The sequence below is a fragment of the Lacticaseibacillus suibinensis genome (assembly GCF_003946175.1).
In the GTDB taxonomy this organism is placed as follows: Bacteria; Bacillota; Bacilli; order Lactobacillales; family Lactobacillaceae; genus Lacticaseibacillus; species Lacticaseibacillus suibinensis.
Window position 1 is genome coordinate 63,371 of the sequence record NZ_RHOK01000011.1, and the last position, 18,175, is coordinate 81,545.

The window sequence follows — 18,175 nt, forward strand, 5'->3', positions numbered from 1 at the left end:
GAATTGCCTGAATGAGGGCGACTTGAATGCCGCGGTGCCACCTCATGCGCGTGCCCTTGTCACCAAGGACACCTCATGTCGTTTTTCAACCACGGCGATAACGAGCCCAACCGACCTGACCTACTACTTTCAACCAGGCACTCATGGATGTGAGGGGCAAGGCGACGTCTCTGGCTTCCACTCTCCCAGAGTCGCTGATCGTCAACGCATGCACCATTTCCACTCAACGTTTTTAAATGATTGTGCTTATCATACCTTGTTTTTGCTGCTTGTCAAGCCTAACGATGAAAAAGGCGATGCCAGAAGCCCACTTTTTTCTGTTCAATGTTCATCAGTGGCACACTTTCACCCAGCAACCGGCGCGCAATGTTGCGGTAGCCCTGGCTGGCCGGATCATCTGGATCCATCACCACAGTTTCGCCTTTATTCGAAGTTTCAATGACGCCATCATCATCCAAAATGATGCCGAGCAAATCGATGCCTAGGTGCTGTGTGATTTCGTCGATATCCATCGCACGGCCATCAGCCATCATGTGCTGGCGAATCTGATTGATCACCAGTCTCGGCGGATAAACCATATCACGCTGCTCGAGTAGCCCCACAACGCGATCGGCGTCGGACACAGCGCTGATTTCTGGGGTGGTGACCACAATCGCGCCGTCTGCCCCTTCTACCGCATTGCGAAAACCTTGTTCAATGCCGGCTGGGGAATCGAGAATCAGGTAGTCAAATTCCGGGCGCAGTTCTTCCACAATCGCTTTCACCTGCTCCGGCTCCAGTGAATCTTTTTCCGCATTTTGGGCGGCCGGCAGTATGTAAAGTTTATCGTCGAAGCGCTTGTCTTTGATCAACGCCTGGTGAATTTTCGCCCGGCCGGTCGCAACATCGACGATGTCGTAAATAATGCGGTTGGATAACCCTAGCACGACATCCAAGTTGCGCAGGCCGATGTCGAGATCCATGAGTACCACGCGCTTACCTTGCAGGGCCAAGGCAGTCCCGATGTTGGCAGTGGTGGTGGTTTTGCCGACACCGCCTTTACCCGAGGTAATAACTAATGACTTTCCCATTAAAATTCCTCCAGTTTACGGAACAGTTTTGGCCGCAACTCACTGAGGCCGGCGGTTTGCCCATGCGTGAGCACATGCAGGTCGTTAATATAGCTGGTCGTTTCCGGTCCATAAGTGTTCTTGTCGATAATTTCGATCGTGTCCGCAATGCGAATCTGGCCCGCTTTGCTGATGTCGCCGGCAATGATGGCATCCTGTGCGCCGTCAGCCCCGGCAATCAGCAGGCCTTCCACCGTGCCCATCACAAAAATGCTCCCGGTGGTGCGCAGCGTTGCGCCTTGGTGCAAGGTGCCAAGAAACAGCACATCGCCGCTGTAATTGGCCTCTTGCCCTGAGCGCAGCACGCCCCCCACTAAATGTGTGGCTTGGGCCGCCAACCGGGCCTTGAGTGGTGCAATGGCCGCCACGTCGGCGTGAATGGCGCCAATGGTGAAATGCGGATACTGGGCAAAGACCTGCTGAATGGCTTGGGCCTGGCTTTCGTCCAGTAGCCGGTCGCCAGTTTCAATCACAAATTCGACTTCGCCAGTATTTTCCGTATCAGCGGAGAGCCGCGCCAGCAAGGTTGCCAGCTGCGCTGTGATTTCCTCAATACTCGATGCTGCTCTAAATTGCAGCTCAAAGCCGCTTTTGCGGCCTTTTAATGTGACAGCCTCCAAGACGCCACCCCCAACGTTAATCTATCCTTAAGTTTATCAATATTCGGTGCAAAGGCAAATATGCGATGGCGAAAAGAATCACATTCACCATCAGCCCTGGGCCAATGTGGTTGGCAATCAAAATAATCACCGACCCGTTGGCCACCCCCAGAAACTGATTGATGGCGTAATCGGCCACTGCCGCCACCGTCAGCACAATTACCATCACACTACCCAGGTAAAACGGCTTTTTCGGGATCACCGGGGCCACCTGTCGCACCACATAGACAATCAGTGGCCATAGCAAGGTATTGACCCCAAGCATGCCGGTGTAATAGCTATCGAAAATCAAACCGAAGCCGATGGCGATCGGCACAATGTAGACTTCCTCCGGCAACAGCAACGCCGTCATCACCAGCGCCATCAACGTCAAATGCGGGACGCCATAAAAGGTCCCAGTCATGATAAACTGGGCCAACGTCTGCGTTAGCGTGCCATCGATCAATAAGCACACGAACAGCAACAGGATAATCCAGCCATGACCCCTGAACTTTTTCTCTGTGATCATGTTACTCACCTGAAATCGTGCGATTGATCACGGTGACCACTGAGAGAGCGTTGAAGTTCGCCGCCGGTTTGACATACACGGTGTTGGCCAGCCCGAAGTCATCCTTCTTGACACTAGCGACGGTCCCAATCAACAGGCCTTTAGGGGTGCTGGCGCCGAGACCTGAAGTGATCACCTTTTGGCCTTGCTTGACGTTTTCTTCCGTGTTGATTTGCCCCAAAATCAGCTGATTTTTCTTCACGGAATAACCGGTAATCACGCCATTAACCACCTGGCCAGAGCCGGTGGTAATCTGCGCGGCAAACCGGTCCGCGGATTTATTGTCAGTGGAAAGCATTTCGACCTTGGCATTGGTCTTCGCCACTTCCACCACCCGGCCGGCGAGACCGGCCCCAGCCATCACCGGCATCCCCTTGGTCACGCCGGCCCCGGAGCCTTTGTTGATGATGATGATGTTTTGCCAATCGCTAGGACTGCGCATCATCACCGTCGCCGAAATTTGATCGTAATCGGTCAAAGTGGCATTCAGTTTCAATTGCTTTTTCAGCGCCTGATTTTCTCGGCTCAAGGTTTGGTTGCGGACCTTGGTTTGAGCCAAGCTGGTCAACTTGGTTTTCAGTTGCTTGTTTTCCTGATACGCGTTGAGCAAATCGTTGACGTCATCCAGGCCGCCTTTGACAAAATTCGCCGGGCCAGACACAATCCGGCCGCCGATGCCGACAATGTCATTGCCAATTTGTTGCACCAACGGCGGGGCGCTACGATTGTTGCGAACCGCCATGGAGGTGAACATCAGGCCGACGCTCAGGAGCAGTGCGATCATCAACACGATCAATTTTTTGTTTGAGAAGAACTTTTGCATGAGTCGCTCCTTCGTTCCAGTTCACGCCTATCACTCAAAAAGCCGGCCCCAATAAGACGATCGGACCGGCCACGGGTGCCTGCAGCTGCGGGCGAGGATCAGTGTTTCTTTAAGACATCAATGTTCTTCAATGATTCGCCAGTGCCGATCGCCACGCATTCCAGCGGGTCTTGCGCGATGAAGACCGGCACTTTGGTGGCATCAGAAATGACCTCAGCGAGATGCTTCAACTGGGCACCGCCACCGGTAAGCACGATGCCGTGATCAATCACGTCCGCCGCGATTTCTGGTGACGTTTCTTCCAGCGTATCCTTGATGGCATCGATGATGGCCTGCACAATTTCACTGATGGCTTTGGCCACATCCAAGGCAGCAATGTTTTCCGTCTTCGGCAAACCCGTCAGCAAATCACGCCCGCGAATGGACATATCATCGAGTTCCTTGGCGGCTTCAGGGGAAGCACAGCCAATTTGAATTTTAATTTCTTCCGCAGTGCGTTCACCAATCAGCAAGTTGAAGTGCTGGCGAATGTAAGTAATGATGGCTTCGTCGATTTTATCGCCAGCCATGCGAATTGAACGACTGGACACAATCCCGCCTAAGGAGATGGTGGCCACATCGGTGGTCCCACCGCCGATATCCACGACCATGCTCCCGGTTGGATCCATCACCGGCAAGCCGGCACCAATCGCCGCAGCATATGGTTCTTCAATTACAAAAGCATCCTTGGCGCCAGCCACTTTGGCCGCATCAATCACAGCGCGCTTTTCCACTTCGGTCACGCCGCTCGGCACACAAATCATCACTTGCGGATGGTTGGCTTTACCACCGAGCGCCTTATTCATGAAGTACTTCAGCATCGCTGCTGTCGTGTCATAATCCGCGATGACGCCATCTTTCATGGGCCGGATCGCTGCAATATTGGCCGGCGTGCGGCCAATCATGGCCCGGGCTTCTTCACCCACGGCAATGATTTCTTCAGTTTGGGTATTCTTAGCCACGACAGAAGGTTCGTTGGTGACAATACCTTTGCCATCCACATACACCAAGGTGTTTGCGGTCCCCAAGTCAATTCCGATGTTTTTCGATCCTAATCCAAGCAAGACGTTCTCTCCTTAAAGTGATCCGTTTTTCTAGTCCTAGGCATTATAGCATATAACGCCTAACCCTCGCACCGGGCGCTCCGCAGAAATGCGCGGCAGCGTTTAAAAAATACCCGCTGTGATCACTTTAGATTGTACGCTTTAACCCGCCTCGCCTTAACCAAGGCCGCGTTTCTTTACCTTTATTCAAACACTACGGCCTAGAGCTGATGCTCCATGCTAAAAGAATAAAACTGCTGCGCCCCCACAATGAGGTGGTCCACCACCATGACGCCAATCAAAGCCCCGGCGGCGGCAAAACGTTGCGTCAGATCGATATCCATGGCACTCGGATGGGGATCGCCGCTAGGGTGATTGTGCACCAAAATCAGCTTGGAAGCATTCATCCGCAGCGCCAGGCGAAACACCACCCGCGGATCGGCCACCGATTTGTCTATGCCGCCATGACTGAGCTCTAACTCCTGAATGATGGCATTTTTGACATCAAGAAAAATCACTAAGAGATACTCCTCTTTGGCCCCAGCCAGCCGGGCCATCATTTCCTGACCCAGTGCTTCAGCCCCCAAAATCTGACCAAAGCGCAACGATTGGCGCTGCTGCACCCGTTGGCCTAATTCGATACTGGCTGCCAATAAGCTGGCTTTGCTCAGCCCGATGCCGCTGATTGCCATCAGTTCTTCCAAACTAGCGCTGCCCATATCTTTCAATCGGGGGAAAGTCCCCAGCAAGGCCTCGGCAATCGCCGTTTTGGAATGGCCGCGGCCGCCAGCACCAATCAACACCTCCAGCAGTTGCACATCCGAAAGCACCTGTGCCCCATGCGCCAACATCAACTCTCGTGGCTGCATGCCCTCATCCCCTCTCACGAAGAGATTACGCGTTCAGCAGCCATGCCGCCACCGCCGCTAAATCTGGTAAAACGGCGGCAGCCTTGGCGCTGGCCGGCGCCAAGTCGCGCACTTGCACACAGCGCAACCCCGCGGCATTAGCGGCAGTCACGCCAGCTGAGGTATCTTCGACGACCACCACAGCGGCGGGCGCTAAGTTCAGCTTGCCCAAGGCCACTTGATACAAGTCAGGCGCTGGTTTGCTGGCACCCACTTCCCCGGTGACGGTCACGTCAAACTGCGGCCAAGGCTGCTGGGTGACGATGGTTTGCACATAGGCACTGGGACTCACCGTCACCAGCACCAGCAGAACGCCTCGTTCGTGCAGGTGGTTCAAGAGTGTGGTCGCGCCTGGACGCGCTGACACCGACCCCAGCCGTTTTGCGACCAGCTCATCGCTAAGGCGAATAAAAGCCTCAAGAGTCTCGCCGAACTGAGCCTGCAACCAGGTATTCTGCCGCAAGTCACCGGCGCCGACCAACCGCTGAAAGGCCGCAGCCGGCAGCAGGCGGCCCAGTTGCGCGGCAGCCGCGGCATTCGCTTTTAAATACAGCCGCTCCGTATCCACCAAGGTGCCATCCAAATCAAATAAGACTGCCTTAAGCATGCGCGGCCCCCAGTAGCGTCTGCCGCACTGCACTGGCCAGGTACAAAGAACCCGCGATGATAACTGGTTCATCCGGCGCCTCGTCCAAATGTGCGGCTAAGGCTGCTTGCCAGCTCGTGAAAGTTCGCAGCCGGTCAGCATCGGGATAGTCACTCAAGGCGCTGGCGCGCGCGTTATCTGGCACTGGCACCAACCAAAGCCGGACATGGGCGGATTCCAATTCTTGCACCATGGTGGCCACATCTTTGTCTTTCAGAACGCCGATGATCAGTGTCACCCGCTGCGCCCCGAACACAAGCTTCGCCGCGCTGAGCATCGCCTTGATACCTTGCGGATTATGGGCGCCATCAATCACGATCAGCGGGTCATCACTTATTTTCTCCATGCGCGCTGGCCAGGTGCTGGCGGCTAGACCTTGCCTGATGTCAGTAGCAGTCAACGGCCACTGGCAGGCCGCCGCCGCGAGCTGGCTGGCGACAATCGCCAAACTAGCATTGGCCACCTGGTAGGCGCCCACTAGCGGAATGCGAAGATGGTGCAAAACCGCCTGCCCAGGGGCCGAAAAATCAAATCGTTGGCCCCAGCCCTCGAGCTGCGCCCCACTGACATCAAAATCCTGACCTGCCACCAGCCACTGACTGCCAGTAACGGCGACGCGTTTTTTGACTTCGGCCATTGCCTCAACTGGTAAGGCGGCAGTGACCACCGGCCGCTGGGGCTTGATGATGCCCGCTTTATGCCGGGCCACACTGGTTAGGGTCGGCCCGAGCAGCGCAGCATGGTCCAAACCCACGCTAGTAATCACAGACACTAGGGGATCGATGACATTCGTTGAGTCGGTGTCGCCGCCAATCCCGACTTCGATTACCGCCAGATCGACGTGCTGCGCGTGAAAATACCAAAACGCCAGCGCCGTGATGTATTCGAATTCCGTCACCGCAAATTCCGGCTCGTGCTCTCGCACTTGCTTCAGCGCCGCATCCACTGTTGCTGCCGCCTCGACCAACGCCGCATCAGCAATCGGTTGATGATTGATCATGATGCGTTCGTTGAAACGCATGATAAACGGCGAGGTAAATAAACCCACCGTCAGCCCGCTGGCTTCCAAAATGTGGGCAATGGCGGAGCTGGTGGAGCCTTTCCCATTGGTGCCGGTCACATGCACATACCGGCCGGTTTGCGGATTGCCCAGCGCCGCCAGCAGCGTGAGCAACCGCTCATGATCGCCGGTTTTGGCCAAGCGGGGCAGCGCATGAATCGCCGCCACCGTTGCTTCGTATGTTTTCACGACTAAGCCTCCCTACCAAAAAAGCCGCCTGCCTGCGCAAACGGCTTTTGCTTGAATTTAGAATACCACGACTGGCGTGCCGACGGAAACGACATTCCAGAGCTTAGCGATGAAGGCCGGTGGCTGGTTGACACAGCCATGTGAGCCGTGTTTCAAGTACCAATCGCCGCCAAAGGTTGGCTGCCAGGAGGCGTCATGCAGCCCCACGCCGGTGTTGTCAATTGGCATCCAGTAGCTGACTGGTGTCCGGTAGTCCTCACCGACCAAAGTGGCATTACGCTGCTTGGACCAGATATCGAAGACCCCACTTGGCGTCGGTGTCGAAGGCTTGCCCGTAACCACGTCAGACTCCATCACCAGTTGACCATTCTTGTAGAACCATTCATGCTGGTTGACTTTATCGACTTCAATGTACGTATTACCAATATCGGTGCCATCAGCATGGTAGCCGGTACCTTGATACAGAACGGTTTGGTCAAAGTCGGCGCCTTTTTTGATGAGTTCAATCAAGGCTTTGGTTTCGGCCGACTGGCGAATACTCCAGCCGTAAATCCCAGCTGGCACAGTCACAGTGCCGCGCTTAGTGGACTGGAACTGGCGCGACTTGTCATAGGTGTTGTACTTGGTGGCCAGACTGGCCACATACTTCGCTACGCCAGACTCGCTCACTGCCACAGCGCCGTCTTGATAACTCAGCCAGCTTTGCAGCGTGGCTGTCGGGATGGTTTCCTTGTGATTAGTGATGGTGATCACTGCTTTAATCTTGCTGATGGCTTTCAGCTTGGTGACCGCGGCTTTGAGCTCGGAATCCGAGCTAACGACTTTAGGCTTCACATAACTTTTCGCCACTTGCACCTCGGTCTGGTTTGCCTGAATCGTGCTGGCAATTTCATTGGCAAGCTTCGTTGCGTCAATCTGGTTGCCGGCTTTTTCCTTTTGGATGACGTAATCACCATTTTCCACCGTGACTTTGGCATCTTCTGGCGCCGTGCGATTGGCGTTCAGGCTTTGGGCTTCGCTAGTCGCATAAGCCTTGATGGCCGTTTGATCGGCGCTGCTGGCCAAGGCCGACTGCTCACCCTTAGCCAACACTACGGTGGTAAAACCCCACGGATTTTGCTTTTTGATCAGTTTATTCAAAAGCGTTGTGTAGTCACGATTGAGGCCTAATTCCTGACCTGACACTGTCGCCACCGTTTTGCCATGATCCGTCAACTGATAAGTGACGTTGCCCAGCTTGGCTTTTAACGTCTGATTGGCCGCTTTCACGGTTTTACCGCCGATGGTGACCCCCATCACCTCGGTTTTAGGCAAAAAGTGATCGCGATAGTGTGAACTGCGGACGCCGAAAAAGGCAGCAACCGCGACTACCGCTACGGCAATAACAGAAGTGATAATCCATCCTTTTTTCTTCATTGAAATCTCCCTACTTGCTACTTTTACTTGGTACTTTCAATCCGGCTCAATTATAACATACTTACTAAAAGTACGTAGAGTCCTTGCAATGCAGATTGATTATACCGCAACCAAGTCGCAGAAAGGCAACCATTTAAGCTTACTTAGTTTGGGTCAAGCGGCCATCTTCCATTTTGTAAACGGCATCAGCAAAGCCCAGCAAGCGTTCGTCATGCGTCACCACCACAATCGCTTTTTTGCGGTTATGCGCCAAATCATGAAGCATTTGTCCCACCACTTGCACGCGCGGCCGGTCCAGCGCCGCGGTGGGCTCATCGGCCAGCACGATTTCCGGATCAGGATAAAGTGCCCGGGCAATGGCAACCCGCTGCTGCTGGCCGCCAGATAATTCATTCGGGAATTTATTTAACAACTCCGCGATGCCGAGCTCAGTTAATAACTGGGTCAGCGCAGCCGGCGCCAGGTTGCCCTGAGGCCGAATGCGGTCCACCAGTTTGAATTGATCCGCCACCGTCAAGTACGGCAGTAAATGATAAGCCTGCAACACAAAGCCAATTTGATTCAGGCGTAATTGTTCTTTTTCTTTGGGCGAGCGCTGCTGATAACTTTCACCAGCCACTTGCACCTGCCCGCTGGTTGGCGTCAAAAGCCCACCGGCGATCGTCAGGAGCGTGGTTTTGCCGGAGCCAGAAGGACCCACAATCAGCGTGAGTTGCCCGGCTTCAGCGGCAAAATTGACATCGTGCAGGACCTGCACGCGCGCCGTGCCTTGACCAAAAATCTGATTCACTTGTTCAACTGCTAATGCTGGCATGTTTAACCTCCTATCACGGTCAAAGGATCGACCTTAACCACGCGCCGCACGGGAATTAACCCGCCAATCAGCCCCATTGCCAACAGCCCGACCCCCACTGCGGACAGCAGCGGCACGGAAAAGGCCATTGGCACCACCGCCGGCATCGCCACTGCGGTCAGCACCAAAAGTACGGTGCCGCCGACCAGCCCTGCTGCCACCAGGAGCAAGGACTGCGCCAAGGTGGCTTGCACCAGCACGCGGCTTGGGACTCCTTGCACCCTCAACACAGCGTAATTCGGCAGCTTTTGCATAGTGAGGATGTACATGAACACCGCAATGATGATGAGCGAAATCACCATCAAAAAGCCAATCATGAGCTCAAAGGTCATGTTCTGGGCCGAATAGCCGGGCAATTTTTGAATGAAGGCGGCAGTTGAATAGGCTTTGGTGCCACTGGTGCCCAGCTTAAAGGTGGCAGACTGCGCCACCACAGCACTGGCTGTCAGATTCGGCATGCCGCCTTTCAGCGTTTGCCAAGCACTCATGGTGCCATACAGCACCGGCGCAATATTCATTTTGGCCCCGCTGGTAAACCCGACAATGGTGTAGTGCTTGGCTAAGCCATTCAGCGTGATGGTACTGCCAAGCTTGTAGCCTTTCAGCTTCAGCGAATCATCGGCCAACACTTCACTGGCTTTGGTTGGCTTGCGGCCGCTGGTCACAGTCAGATTTTTGGCGATGAATTGACTGGCCTTTAACCCCAGAAAAGTCGCCGAAACCTGCTCGTGGCCTTTGGCTTTCACCGCGACCGAGGCCTGACCGACCACCGCGGCATCCTTGGGCAAAGCGCCCACCTGATCCGTCGTTAACAGGGATTGCCGCATGTCGACATTGGCGTTAGCGTTCAGCACCACGGTTTTGACATGCCAAGAATCAATGGCATCTGTGTTTTGCTGAGCCAAGCCCAGGGCCAGACTGGTAAGGATAAAAATCAAATAACTGATCAACACAATCATCGCCACAATCAGCGATGAGCGGAGCTTTTCTTTTCGAATTTCTTTAATCGCGAGAAACATTCACAGGGCCTCGATTTTCTAAAATTTGCAGCGCGGCCGCCAGCTGCTCTAGGCGGGCTTCGGCGGCGTTCGGTGCTAACAGGACGTCTTTGATGGTTTGATGACACAAGACCTCAGCCGCCCAGGCCGCAGCATCCGGTGTTGGCGGCGTGGGCCGAGCCGGCAGTACCGCCTCATTGGCCTTGAAATGCATCACCATCAAGGCTCGATACGGGCTGACCTGCACCCCGACCAGAAACTGGCGCGTATTGGCCAGATAGTTAGCCGCGTCAAAACCGCCAGCAGCGGCAACATGGAGCCCAGCGTGGATCGTTTGCATCGCACTGCCAAATAGATAGCGATAAGCATCAGTCAAATCGGTGAAGTATTTGTAAAAAGCGCCGCGCGCAATGCCAGCACTGGTCACAATTCGCGCCACCTGAGCATCAGCGACGGGATAGCTGCTGAATTCTTGATTAAGGGCGGCTCGAATGCGCGCCTGCTTATCAGCATTCAGATGCATAAAGGTTGCGGATACCATGATTGTCTCCCTTCAAAGTGACACCGTGTCAATTTGATTAGTCTACCACAAAGTGACACCATGTCAACTTGACTGCAAAAAAACAGAGCGGCTATCGGCCACTCTGCTGAATCGGCTTTATTTGGCTGCCTGCAGTTCCTTGATCCGGGCGTTCGTCGCTTCAAGCTTCGCCACATAATCAGCTTGCTTAGCTTTTTGTTCGTCAATCACCGCAGCTGGCGCTTTGGCCAAGAAGCCTTGGTTGCTCAACTTCTTGTCAACGCGGGCAATTTCTTGGTCCAGCTTCTTGGCTTCCTTGGTTAACTTAGCGATTTCTTCGTCCAGGTCAATCAATTCTTGCAGAGGCACATATAAGGTGGCACCGGTCGTGACGGCACTGGCTGCCAAGGCTGGGGCTTCCACCTCGCTACCGATGGTCATGGTCTTGCTGTGAACAAAGCGGTCAATGAAGTCGCGGTTGGTTTGGAACACCTCAGCGAGGCTGGCATCTTGCAGCTTAATGACCAAATCAATCGGACTGGCCAGCGGCGCATTGACCTCGGCCCGAATATTGCGGACGCCGCGGATGACTTCGATGATGGCCTCCATTTGACTCACGGCTGCATCATTGGCGAACGCTGGGTTAACCGTCGGATAGGCAGCGGTGACCAGGGATTTGCCATCATGGGGCATCGTTAGCCAAATCTTTTCCGTGACAAATGGCATGATGGGCTGCAGCAGGCGCAAGGTCTGATCCAGCACGTAGCGTAAGTTGATGCGCTTTTGCACTTTGGCCGCTTCATCATCGCCGTACAAGACTTCCTTGGCCATTTCCAGGTACCAGTCGGCCAATTCATTCCAAATGAAGTTGTACAACGCGCGGTCGGCTTCCCCGAATTCAAACTTGTCGAATAAGGTGGTGACGGTGTGGATGGTGTCGTTCAAGCGGGCAAAGATCCACTGATCAGACAGATCAAACTGGCTCGGGTCTGGCTGCTGATCCGCGGTGGTATCACCGAGGTTCATCAGGACAAACCGGCTCATGTTCCAGATTTTGTTGATGAAGTTCCAGGCTGCATCCATCTGGGTGTAGGAGAAACGCGCATCCTGGCCGGGCTTATTACCCTGGGTGAGGAACCAGCGCAAAGCATCGGCGCCGTATTTTTCAATGACGTCCATCGGGTCAATCCCGTTGCCCAAGGACTTGCTCATTTTGCGGCCTTGCTCATCGCGCATCAAGCCGTGAATCAAGGTGTACTGGAATGGCCGCTGGTCAGTAAACTCGAGGCCTTGGAAAATCATGCGGGCCACCCAAAACGGAATGATGTCATAGCCGGTGACCAACGTGTTTGTTGGATAGTAGCGCTTGTAGTCCGGGGCATCGGTATCTGGCCAGCCCATGGTCGAAAATGGCCACAACGCGCTGGAGAACCAGGTGTCCAGAACATCAGGGTCTTGCTCCCAGTTTTCTGGATCTTTCGGGTCTTCCATGCCCACATAGACTTCACCGGTTTGCTTGTTATACCAGGCTGGAATCCGGTGACCCCACCACAGCTGGCGAGAAATGACCCAATCATGAATGTTTTCCATCCAGTTCAAGAAGGTGTGTTCGAAACGGTCAGGCACAAAAGTGACCTTGTCAGGGCCTTGCTGGTTTGTGATGGACGCTTCTGCCAGTGGTTTCATCTTGACGAACCACTGGGTGGACAGCCGCGCTTCCACCTGCACGCCGGTACGTTCCGAGTGGCCGACACTGTGCACAATCGGCACAATTTTGATTAAATCGCCTGATGCCTGCAGGTCCTTGACCAGCGCTTCGCGGCATTCAAAGCGGTCCATGCCTTGATACTTGCCGGCATTTTCGTTCATGGTGCCATCATCATTCATGCAGTTGATGCGCGGCAAATCATGCCGCAAGCCCACCTGGAAGTCATTGGGGTCATGGGCCGGCGTAATTTTAACCGCACCAGTCCCGAAGTCCATGTCGGCATGTTCATCGGCAATAATCGGAATCTTGCGCCCCACGCCAGGGACAATGACTTCTTTGCCGATTTGATCCTTATAACGCGGATCTTTGGCATTCACGGCAATAGCAGTATCACCAAACATGGTTTCCGGCCGTGTGGTAGCAATCTCGATGCCGCCTTCAGTGCCATCCGCGTAAGGATAAATCAAATGGTAAAAGGCGCCTTTATCATCTTGGTGAATCACTTCAATATCGGACAGCGCCGTGCGCGCCTGCGGATCCCAGTTAACAATGTATTCACCGCGATAGATCAGGCCTTTGTTGTACAAGTCAACGAAGACTTTACGTACTGCCTTGGACAAACCCTCATCCAAGGTAAAACGTTCCCGGTCATAATCCAGGGACAGGCCCATTTTGGCCCATTGCTTGTGGATGATAGCGGCGTATTCATCCTTCCAGTCCCAGACCTGTTGAATGAATTTTTCGCGGCCCAAATCATAGCGGGTCACGCCTTGCTTGCGCAACTTGGCCTCCACTTTGGCCTGAGTGGCGATGCCGGCGTGATCCATCCCAGGCAGATACAGCGTGTCATAACCTTGCATCCGCTTTTGGCGAATAATCATATCCTGCAGCGTGGTATCCCAGGCATGGCCCATGTGCAACTTCCCGGTGACATTGGGCGGCGGGATCACGATTGAATACGGTTTGGCCTTTTTATCGCCGTTAGGCTTGAAAACGCCTTGTTCGAGCCATTTCTCGTACCGGCCCGCTTCAACGGCCTTGGGGTCGAATTTTGGGGCTAATTCCTCTTTCATGCTATTTCCTCCTATATTTGGTGTGACCTTGGTTTGGGTGAGATTGAGAGAGCAGGCTGCGGTGCAGGGCTGCACTTAGCCCGACAAATAGCCTAACTCAAGGCATTGCCGGCGTTTTCTGCCGACGAGGCCTTGAGTGTAGCTATTTGCTCGGGCGTTGGCCCCGTGGAGCGCAACTATCTGAAGTGGCTGACTATTGGGGGTGCTGTAGCCGACATAGTTGCGCTCCAGGTGGCTAACGCCTGAGTGGCTAGCTACGTTCAGCACCTCGAAGCCAAAATACGGCTTCAAGGCACTGAACTAGGCTACCCATCAGGCTAAAAGCAGCCACCTTCCGCAGCCTTCATAGTTGCGCTCCGCTCGACAACGCCTGAGCGATTAGCTACGCCAACTGGCCCGCCACCTAAAAACGGTGGCAAACCAGTTGGCTAGGCTAATCGTCAGGCTAAGACCGTCGAGCTCCGCAGCCTGCATAGTTGCGCTCACGAAGGCAACGCTTGAGTGATTAGCTACGCAGTCGTCCTCGCCGCGTGCCGCGGCAATGCCGACTGCTAGGCTAATCATCAAGCTAAGTGCGCCTTCGTTCGCAGCCTACAAAAAAGCCCGCCCTATTTCTAGGACGAGCATGCTCGCGGTACCACCTAAATTAAGCTAGCTAAGCTAACTTCTCTCGGACCTGGTAACGGGTGGTCCCGGTTGGCCCTACTGACTTCAGGTCAACAGCTCGCAAGCTACCTCTCGCACAAAGGTTCAAGGCTTGCACCAGCCGCCTTGTCGCTGAAAATCCTCTGTTTGAGCCTCTTGGTCATCGCGTTACGGCCATTATAACCAAGCCTGCCCCCAGCGTCAACGCGCCTTTTGCTTTGGCAGCGTCATTTTGGTGGCATGCTGTTTTTGATGGGCGGTATAGAGCAGACTTTGCAACTCTGACGTCAAATCGATGTACCGAATCGTCGTTTCCGGCCGGCAGGCGACGGGTTGTGGAGCAAAGGTTAAAATCGCGGAAATCCCCGCGGCTTCGAGCTGGTTGATCACCGCCGTTTGGGCGCTACTGGGCACCGCCACAATGGCGGTGTGAATCGTCGACTCCAAATGCGCCGCCAAAGTCGCAAACGCGTAGACCGGAATGCCGCCCACGGGTTGACCAACTTTGGCAGGATCAGAATCAAAGGCCATGACAATGTTCAAATCCGGATTGCGGCGAAAATTGTTCTGCATCAAGGCGGCGCCGAGGCCGCCAACGCCGACCAAAATCATCGCCTCGGCCGAGTCAACATCCAGCAATTGCCCGAACGCTTTCACCAGGGTTTCGATGCTGTAGCCATAGCCGCTTTTGCCCATTTCACCAAAACTGGAGAAATCACGCCGAATCGTCGCTGACGGGATGTGAATAATCTCACTTAAGCGATGTGAGCGAATTCGGCGAATTCCCTCCTGCTGTAGCTGCCGTACAGCCCGGTAATATAAAGGAATCCGATTGATAGTTGCTTTTGAAACATGGGTTTTTGTCGTTTGCATGCGGCCGCCTCCGCCTCAATTTAGTTCAATACTTCACACAATCAGTCTAGCATAATGATTGTGAAACATCAAACAAACTTTGGCGCAAAAAACCGCCGCTTCGAGAAGCGACGGTGCCTAAGCTAATCTAACTGCATTTGGATAAAAGTCACCGGTTGCCCGAATGCCTCTGCCGCCCGCTGGCCTGTGGTTTTGAAGCCTAGGCTTTCATACAAGTGGCGCGCGCGGGCGTTGAAGTCAGCCACCTCTAACCTGACCGGCCCGGCATAGTGATACCGCTGGCGCCCAAAGGCAATGCCATCCAGCACAAACTGATGGCCGCGCCCCTGACCAGTGTAGGCTGGGGCCAGGCCCAGGCCGATGGTCATGATGCCATCAGGGAAGGAAAACTCATACATGCCAACCAAGGTTTCCTCCCCGCCTTCAAGCACGGAATAGTAATCAGCGCCATCATCGGCGAAAATCTCATCCATCACTGCCGGCTGAGCGTCCTTAGGGGTGTTGTAGAACGTATCAGGCTCTGGGTAGGCCCAATTCAAATACGCGAGCGCTTCAGGCCGGTTCATGTAACGAATCGTCATCACCAGCACCTCCTACAATAGTTCGGTGATCAAGTCTTGATCTTGGTTCATGAATTCATCTGAAGACTTAATCTCAGTGACTTTCACCCCGGCCAGCGCCCGTTCCATGAGGCCAGCCACATCAAGTTTGCTTTCGAAGTACCGCGACTTGTCCAGATTAGGCTTGGTCTTCGGCGACGGCGGGGCAAAAATGGTGCAGCAATCCTCAAATGGCATGATGGACAAGGCATAAGTGTCGATGTCCTCCGCCACTTTGATGATTTCCGTTTTATCCATGGTCGCCACCGGCCGGATGATTGGCATCGTGGTCACATCATTGATGGCCACCATGCTTTCCAAAGTCTGCGAAGCTACTTGGCCAATCGATTCGCCATTGACAATGGCTAGGCCACCACGCTTTTCTGCCAGCGCCGCGGTGAGCCGGAGCATCAACCGGCGCTGCACGGTCATTAAGTATCCTTCTGGCACAGTGGCCTTGATGGTTTCCTGGATTTCGGTGAATGGCACCTGAATGAACTCGATGTAACCGGCGTAAGGCGCCAGTTTCGTGGTCAACTGCTTGGCCTTATTCAAAGCGCTGTCGCTAGTGTAAGGCGGGCTGAAAAAGTGGACCATTTCAATATCGACCCCACGCTTCAGGGCGTAATAGCCGGCGACAGGCGAATCAATACCCCCCGACAGCATCAGCATCGCCTTGCCTGCGGTACCCACTGGCATCCCGCCAGCGCCTAAAATGGTTTGGGTGGACAGATAAATCGCTTCGCGCCGCACTTCCACGCGCAAAGTAAAGTCCGGCTGGTGCATTTGCACCTTAAGGTCGGGGCGGTGATCGACGAAAAAGTCCCCAAGGTTCAGGTTCATTTCGTTGGTATCCAGTTCGAAGGTGTGATCAGACCGCCGGGTGTAAACCTTATAGGAACTCCCTTGGGGCACGGTTTCATTCATCAAAGCCAGCGCGGCTTCGTGTACGGCATCCATGTCTTTGGCGACTTTCACACTGGGTGAATAGCTTTGAATCCCAAAGACCTTGCTCAAGCGCGCCATGACGGCGGTTGAATCCTCGCCGTTCAGCTCAATGTGCAACCGATCGCGCTTGGGGCGAATGGTCAACGCCGGGAATTCGTGGAGCGCTTTGGTAATGTTGCCGTGCAAACGGCCGATGAACGCCTGGCGGTTCTTGCCCTTGGTGGACAATTCGCCATAGCGCACCATAATTTCACTGTAATTCACTCGGTTTCCTCCTTATTCAGCGTGCGCTGGCATCAGCTTCTTGAAGCCAGCATACACTTGGTCGAATGCCTGGTTGAAGGCATCAGCTTCTTGCAATGTGTTGTATTCATCTAAGCTGATCCGCACCGCACTAGTGGCCACGTTGTCCGGCACGCGCATGGCCGCCAAGGTGCTACTTTCGGTGCCTTTTTTGCTGGAGCAAGCACTGGTGGTCGAAATATAGATGTCATGCTGCTCAAAGGCATGGACAATGGTTTCACCCCGCACGCCAGCAATGGCGAAAGTCAAAATGTGCGGGGCAAAATCCGGCGTCAGCTGGCTGAACATCACGGTGTTGGCCGCTTGGGCCACATGCTCATAAATGTGCTGACGAATGGCGGCCTGATGAGCCACCTTGCCAGCCTCGTCATCGAGCAACAGCCGCAGCGCCTTAGCCATCGCGGCGATGGCCGGCACATTTTCGGTGCCAGAGCGGAGGTTGCTCTCTTGGCCGCCGCCGGTCAAAAGTGGCGCTAGGTGTTTGCCTTCCTTCATATAAATAAAGCCCGTGCCACGCGGGGCGTGGAACTTGTGGCCAGAGAACGTCAGGAAGTCGATGCGCGGATTGCGCAGGCTAGGCATCAACCCTTTGCCGATGGCCTGCACCGCATCGACATGAAAATGAACATTCGGGTAAGCGGTCAGAATTTTAGCGACCTCATCAATCGGCTGCTTAGCCCCGATTTCATTGTTCACGGCCATGATGGACACCAAAATCGTGTCATCGCGCAGCGCCGCCTTCAAATCGGCGGGGTTGATAAAGCCGCGCTTATCCACTGGCAGATACGTGACTTCAAACCCTAGGCTTTCCAGCTGCTTCATCGTGTTGATCACCGCAGGATGTTCCACCGCGGTGGTAATCAGATGCTTGCCGAAGGGTCGCTTTTCAATGGCGGTGCCTTTGATAATCCAGTTATCGCCTTCCGTGCCGCCACTGGTGAAATAGATTTCATCCGGCTTGGCCTGCATCAACTGGGCAATCTGGGCCCGGGCACTTTGCAGCATTTCGTCAGCCTTGCCGCCTACCGCATGCAGGCTCGACGGATTACCGAAAAAGTCCTCGCTGACTTTGCGGTACGTATCCAGCACCACCGGCAACGCCTTGGTGGTGGCACTATTGTCAAAATATATCATGACCGTCATTCTTCCTTTTCGTAAGTTTAGCTGCTTGCCAGTATACCAAAAACGAGAGCAAAAAAAAACCAGCAACCCTAGG

17 protein-coding genes and 1 other annotated feature are annotated in these 18,175 nt (G+C 54.3%); all 17 genes read right to left on the minus strand.

Going from position 1 to position 18,175, the window contains the following annotated elements; translation table 11 throughout:
* Positions 1–278 precede the first annotated feature (278 nt).
* Positions 279–1,070, minus strand: a complete 792-nt coding sequence (gene minD, locus EKM90_RS07080) for a septum site-determining protein MinD (RefSeq protein WP_125581099.1) — start codon at positions 1,068–1,070, stop codon at positions 279–281.
* Positions 1,070–1,729, minus strand: coding sequence for a septum site-determining protein MinC (locus tag EKM90_RS07085; protein ID WP_164507894.1), 660 nt, complete (start codon positions 1,727–1,729; stop codon positions 1,070–1,072). The genes minD and EKM90_RS07085 overlap by 1 nt, the downstream gene beginning before the upstream one ends.
* Before the next feature lie 16 nt (positions 1,730–1,745).
* Positions 1,746–2,276, minus strand: a complete 531-nt coding sequence (gene mreD, locus EKM90_RS07090; protein ID WP_125581103.1) for a rod shape-determining protein MreD — start codon at positions 2,274–2,276, stop codon at positions 1,746–1,748.
* A gap of 1 nt (position 2,277) precedes the next feature.
* Complete coding sequence (gene mreC, locus EKM90_RS07095; protein ID WP_125581105.1) at positions 2,278–3,138, minus strand: rod shape-determining protein MreC; 861 nt, start codon at positions 3,136–3,138, stop codon at positions 2,278–2,280.
* Between the two features lie 98 nt (positions 3,139–3,236).
* Positions 3,237–4,241, minus strand: a complete 1,005-nt coding sequence (locus tag EKM90_RS07100; RefSeq protein ID WP_125581107.1) for a rod shape-determining protein — start codon at positions 4,239–4,241, stop codon at positions 3,237–3,239.
* A gap of 200 nt (positions 4,242–4,441) precedes the next feature.
* A complete protein-coding gene (gene radC / locus EKM90_RS07105; protein WP_125581109.1) occupies positions 4,442–5,089 on the minus strand; it encodes a RadC family protein in 648 nt (215 codons plus the stop codon).
* A gap of 25 nt (positions 5,090–5,114) precedes the next feature.
* Positions 5,115–5,735 carry an HAD family hydrolase gene (locus EKM90_RS07110; protein ID WP_164507895.1) on the minus strand — a complete coding sequence of 207 codons (621 nt, stop codon included), beginning with the start codon at positions 5,733–5,735 and terminating at the stop codon, positions 5,115–5,117.
* Positions 5,728–7,023 carry a bifunctional folylpolyglutamate synthase/dihydrofolate synthase gene (locus EKM90_RS07115; protein WP_125581113.1) on the minus strand — a complete coding sequence of 432 codons (1,296 nt, stop codon included), beginning with the start codon at positions 7,021–7,023 and terminating at the stop codon, positions 5,728–5,730. Before EKM90_RS07115 ends, EKM90_RS07110 begins: the two co-directional genes overlap by 8 nt.
* A 57-nt stretch (positions 7,024–7,080) precedes the next feature.
* Positions 7,081–8,439: a L,D-transpeptidase family protein gene (locus EKM90_RS07120; protein WP_125581115.1), complete on the minus strand. Its 1,359-nt coding sequence runs from the start codon at positions 8,437–8,439 to the stop codon at positions 7,081–7,083.
* A gap of 139 nt (positions 8,440–8,578) precedes the next feature.
* Entirely contained in the window at positions 8,579–9,253 is a 675-nt protein-coding gene (locus tag EKM90_RS07125) for an ABC transporter ATP-binding protein (RefSeq protein WP_125581119.1), read from the minus strand.
* Positions 9,254–9,255: 2 nt separating this feature from the next.
* Positions 9,256–10,311, minus strand: a complete 1,056-nt coding sequence (locus tag EKM90_RS07130) for an ABC transporter permease (RefSeq protein ID WP_125581121.1) — start codon at positions 10,309–10,311, stop codon at positions 9,256–9,258.
* The gene (locus tag EKM90_RS07135; protein ID WP_125581123.1) at positions 10,295–10,831 is read right to left on the minus strand and encodes a TetR/AcrR family transcriptional regulator; all 537 of its coding nucleotides are present in this window, start codon (positions 10,829–10,831) and stop codon (positions 10,295–10,297) included. Before EKM90_RS07135 ends, EKM90_RS07130 begins: the two co-directional genes overlap by 17 nt.
* Before the next feature lie 117 nt (positions 10,832–10,948).
* Complete coding sequence (locus tag EKM90_RS07140; protein WP_125581125.1) at positions 10,949–13,591, minus strand: valine--tRNA ligase; 2,643 nt, start codon at positions 13,589–13,591, stop codon at positions 10,949–10,951.
* 612 nt (positions 13,592–14,203) lie between these two features.
* Positions 14,204–14,409: a binding site (T-box leader), on the minus strand.
* A 28-nt stretch (positions 14,410–14,437) separates the two neighbouring features.
* Entirely contained in the window at positions 14,438–15,109 is a 672-nt protein-coding gene (locus EKM90_RS07145; protein WP_125581127.1) for a redox-sensing transcriptional repressor Rex, read from the minus strand.
* Between the two features lie 122 nt (positions 15,110–15,231).
* Positions 15,232–15,690, minus strand: a complete 459-nt coding sequence (locus EKM90_RS07150; RefSeq protein WP_125581129.1) for a GNAT family N-acetyltransferase — start codon at positions 15,688–15,690, stop codon at positions 15,232–15,234.
* Between the two features lie 12 nt (positions 15,691–15,702).
* A complete protein-coding gene (gene thiI / locus EKM90_RS07155; RefSeq protein WP_125581131.1) occupies positions 15,703–16,920 on the minus strand; it encodes a tRNA uracil 4-sulfurtransferase ThiI in 1,218 nt (405 codons plus the stop codon).
* A gap of 12 nt (positions 16,921–16,932) precedes the next feature.
* Complete coding sequence (locus tag EKM90_RS07160; RefSeq protein ID WP_125581133.1) at positions 16,933–18,093, minus strand: cysteine desulfurase family protein; 1,161 nt, start codon at positions 18,091–18,093, stop codon at positions 16,933–16,935.
* Between the last annotated feature and the right edge of the window lie 82 nt (positions 18,094–18,175).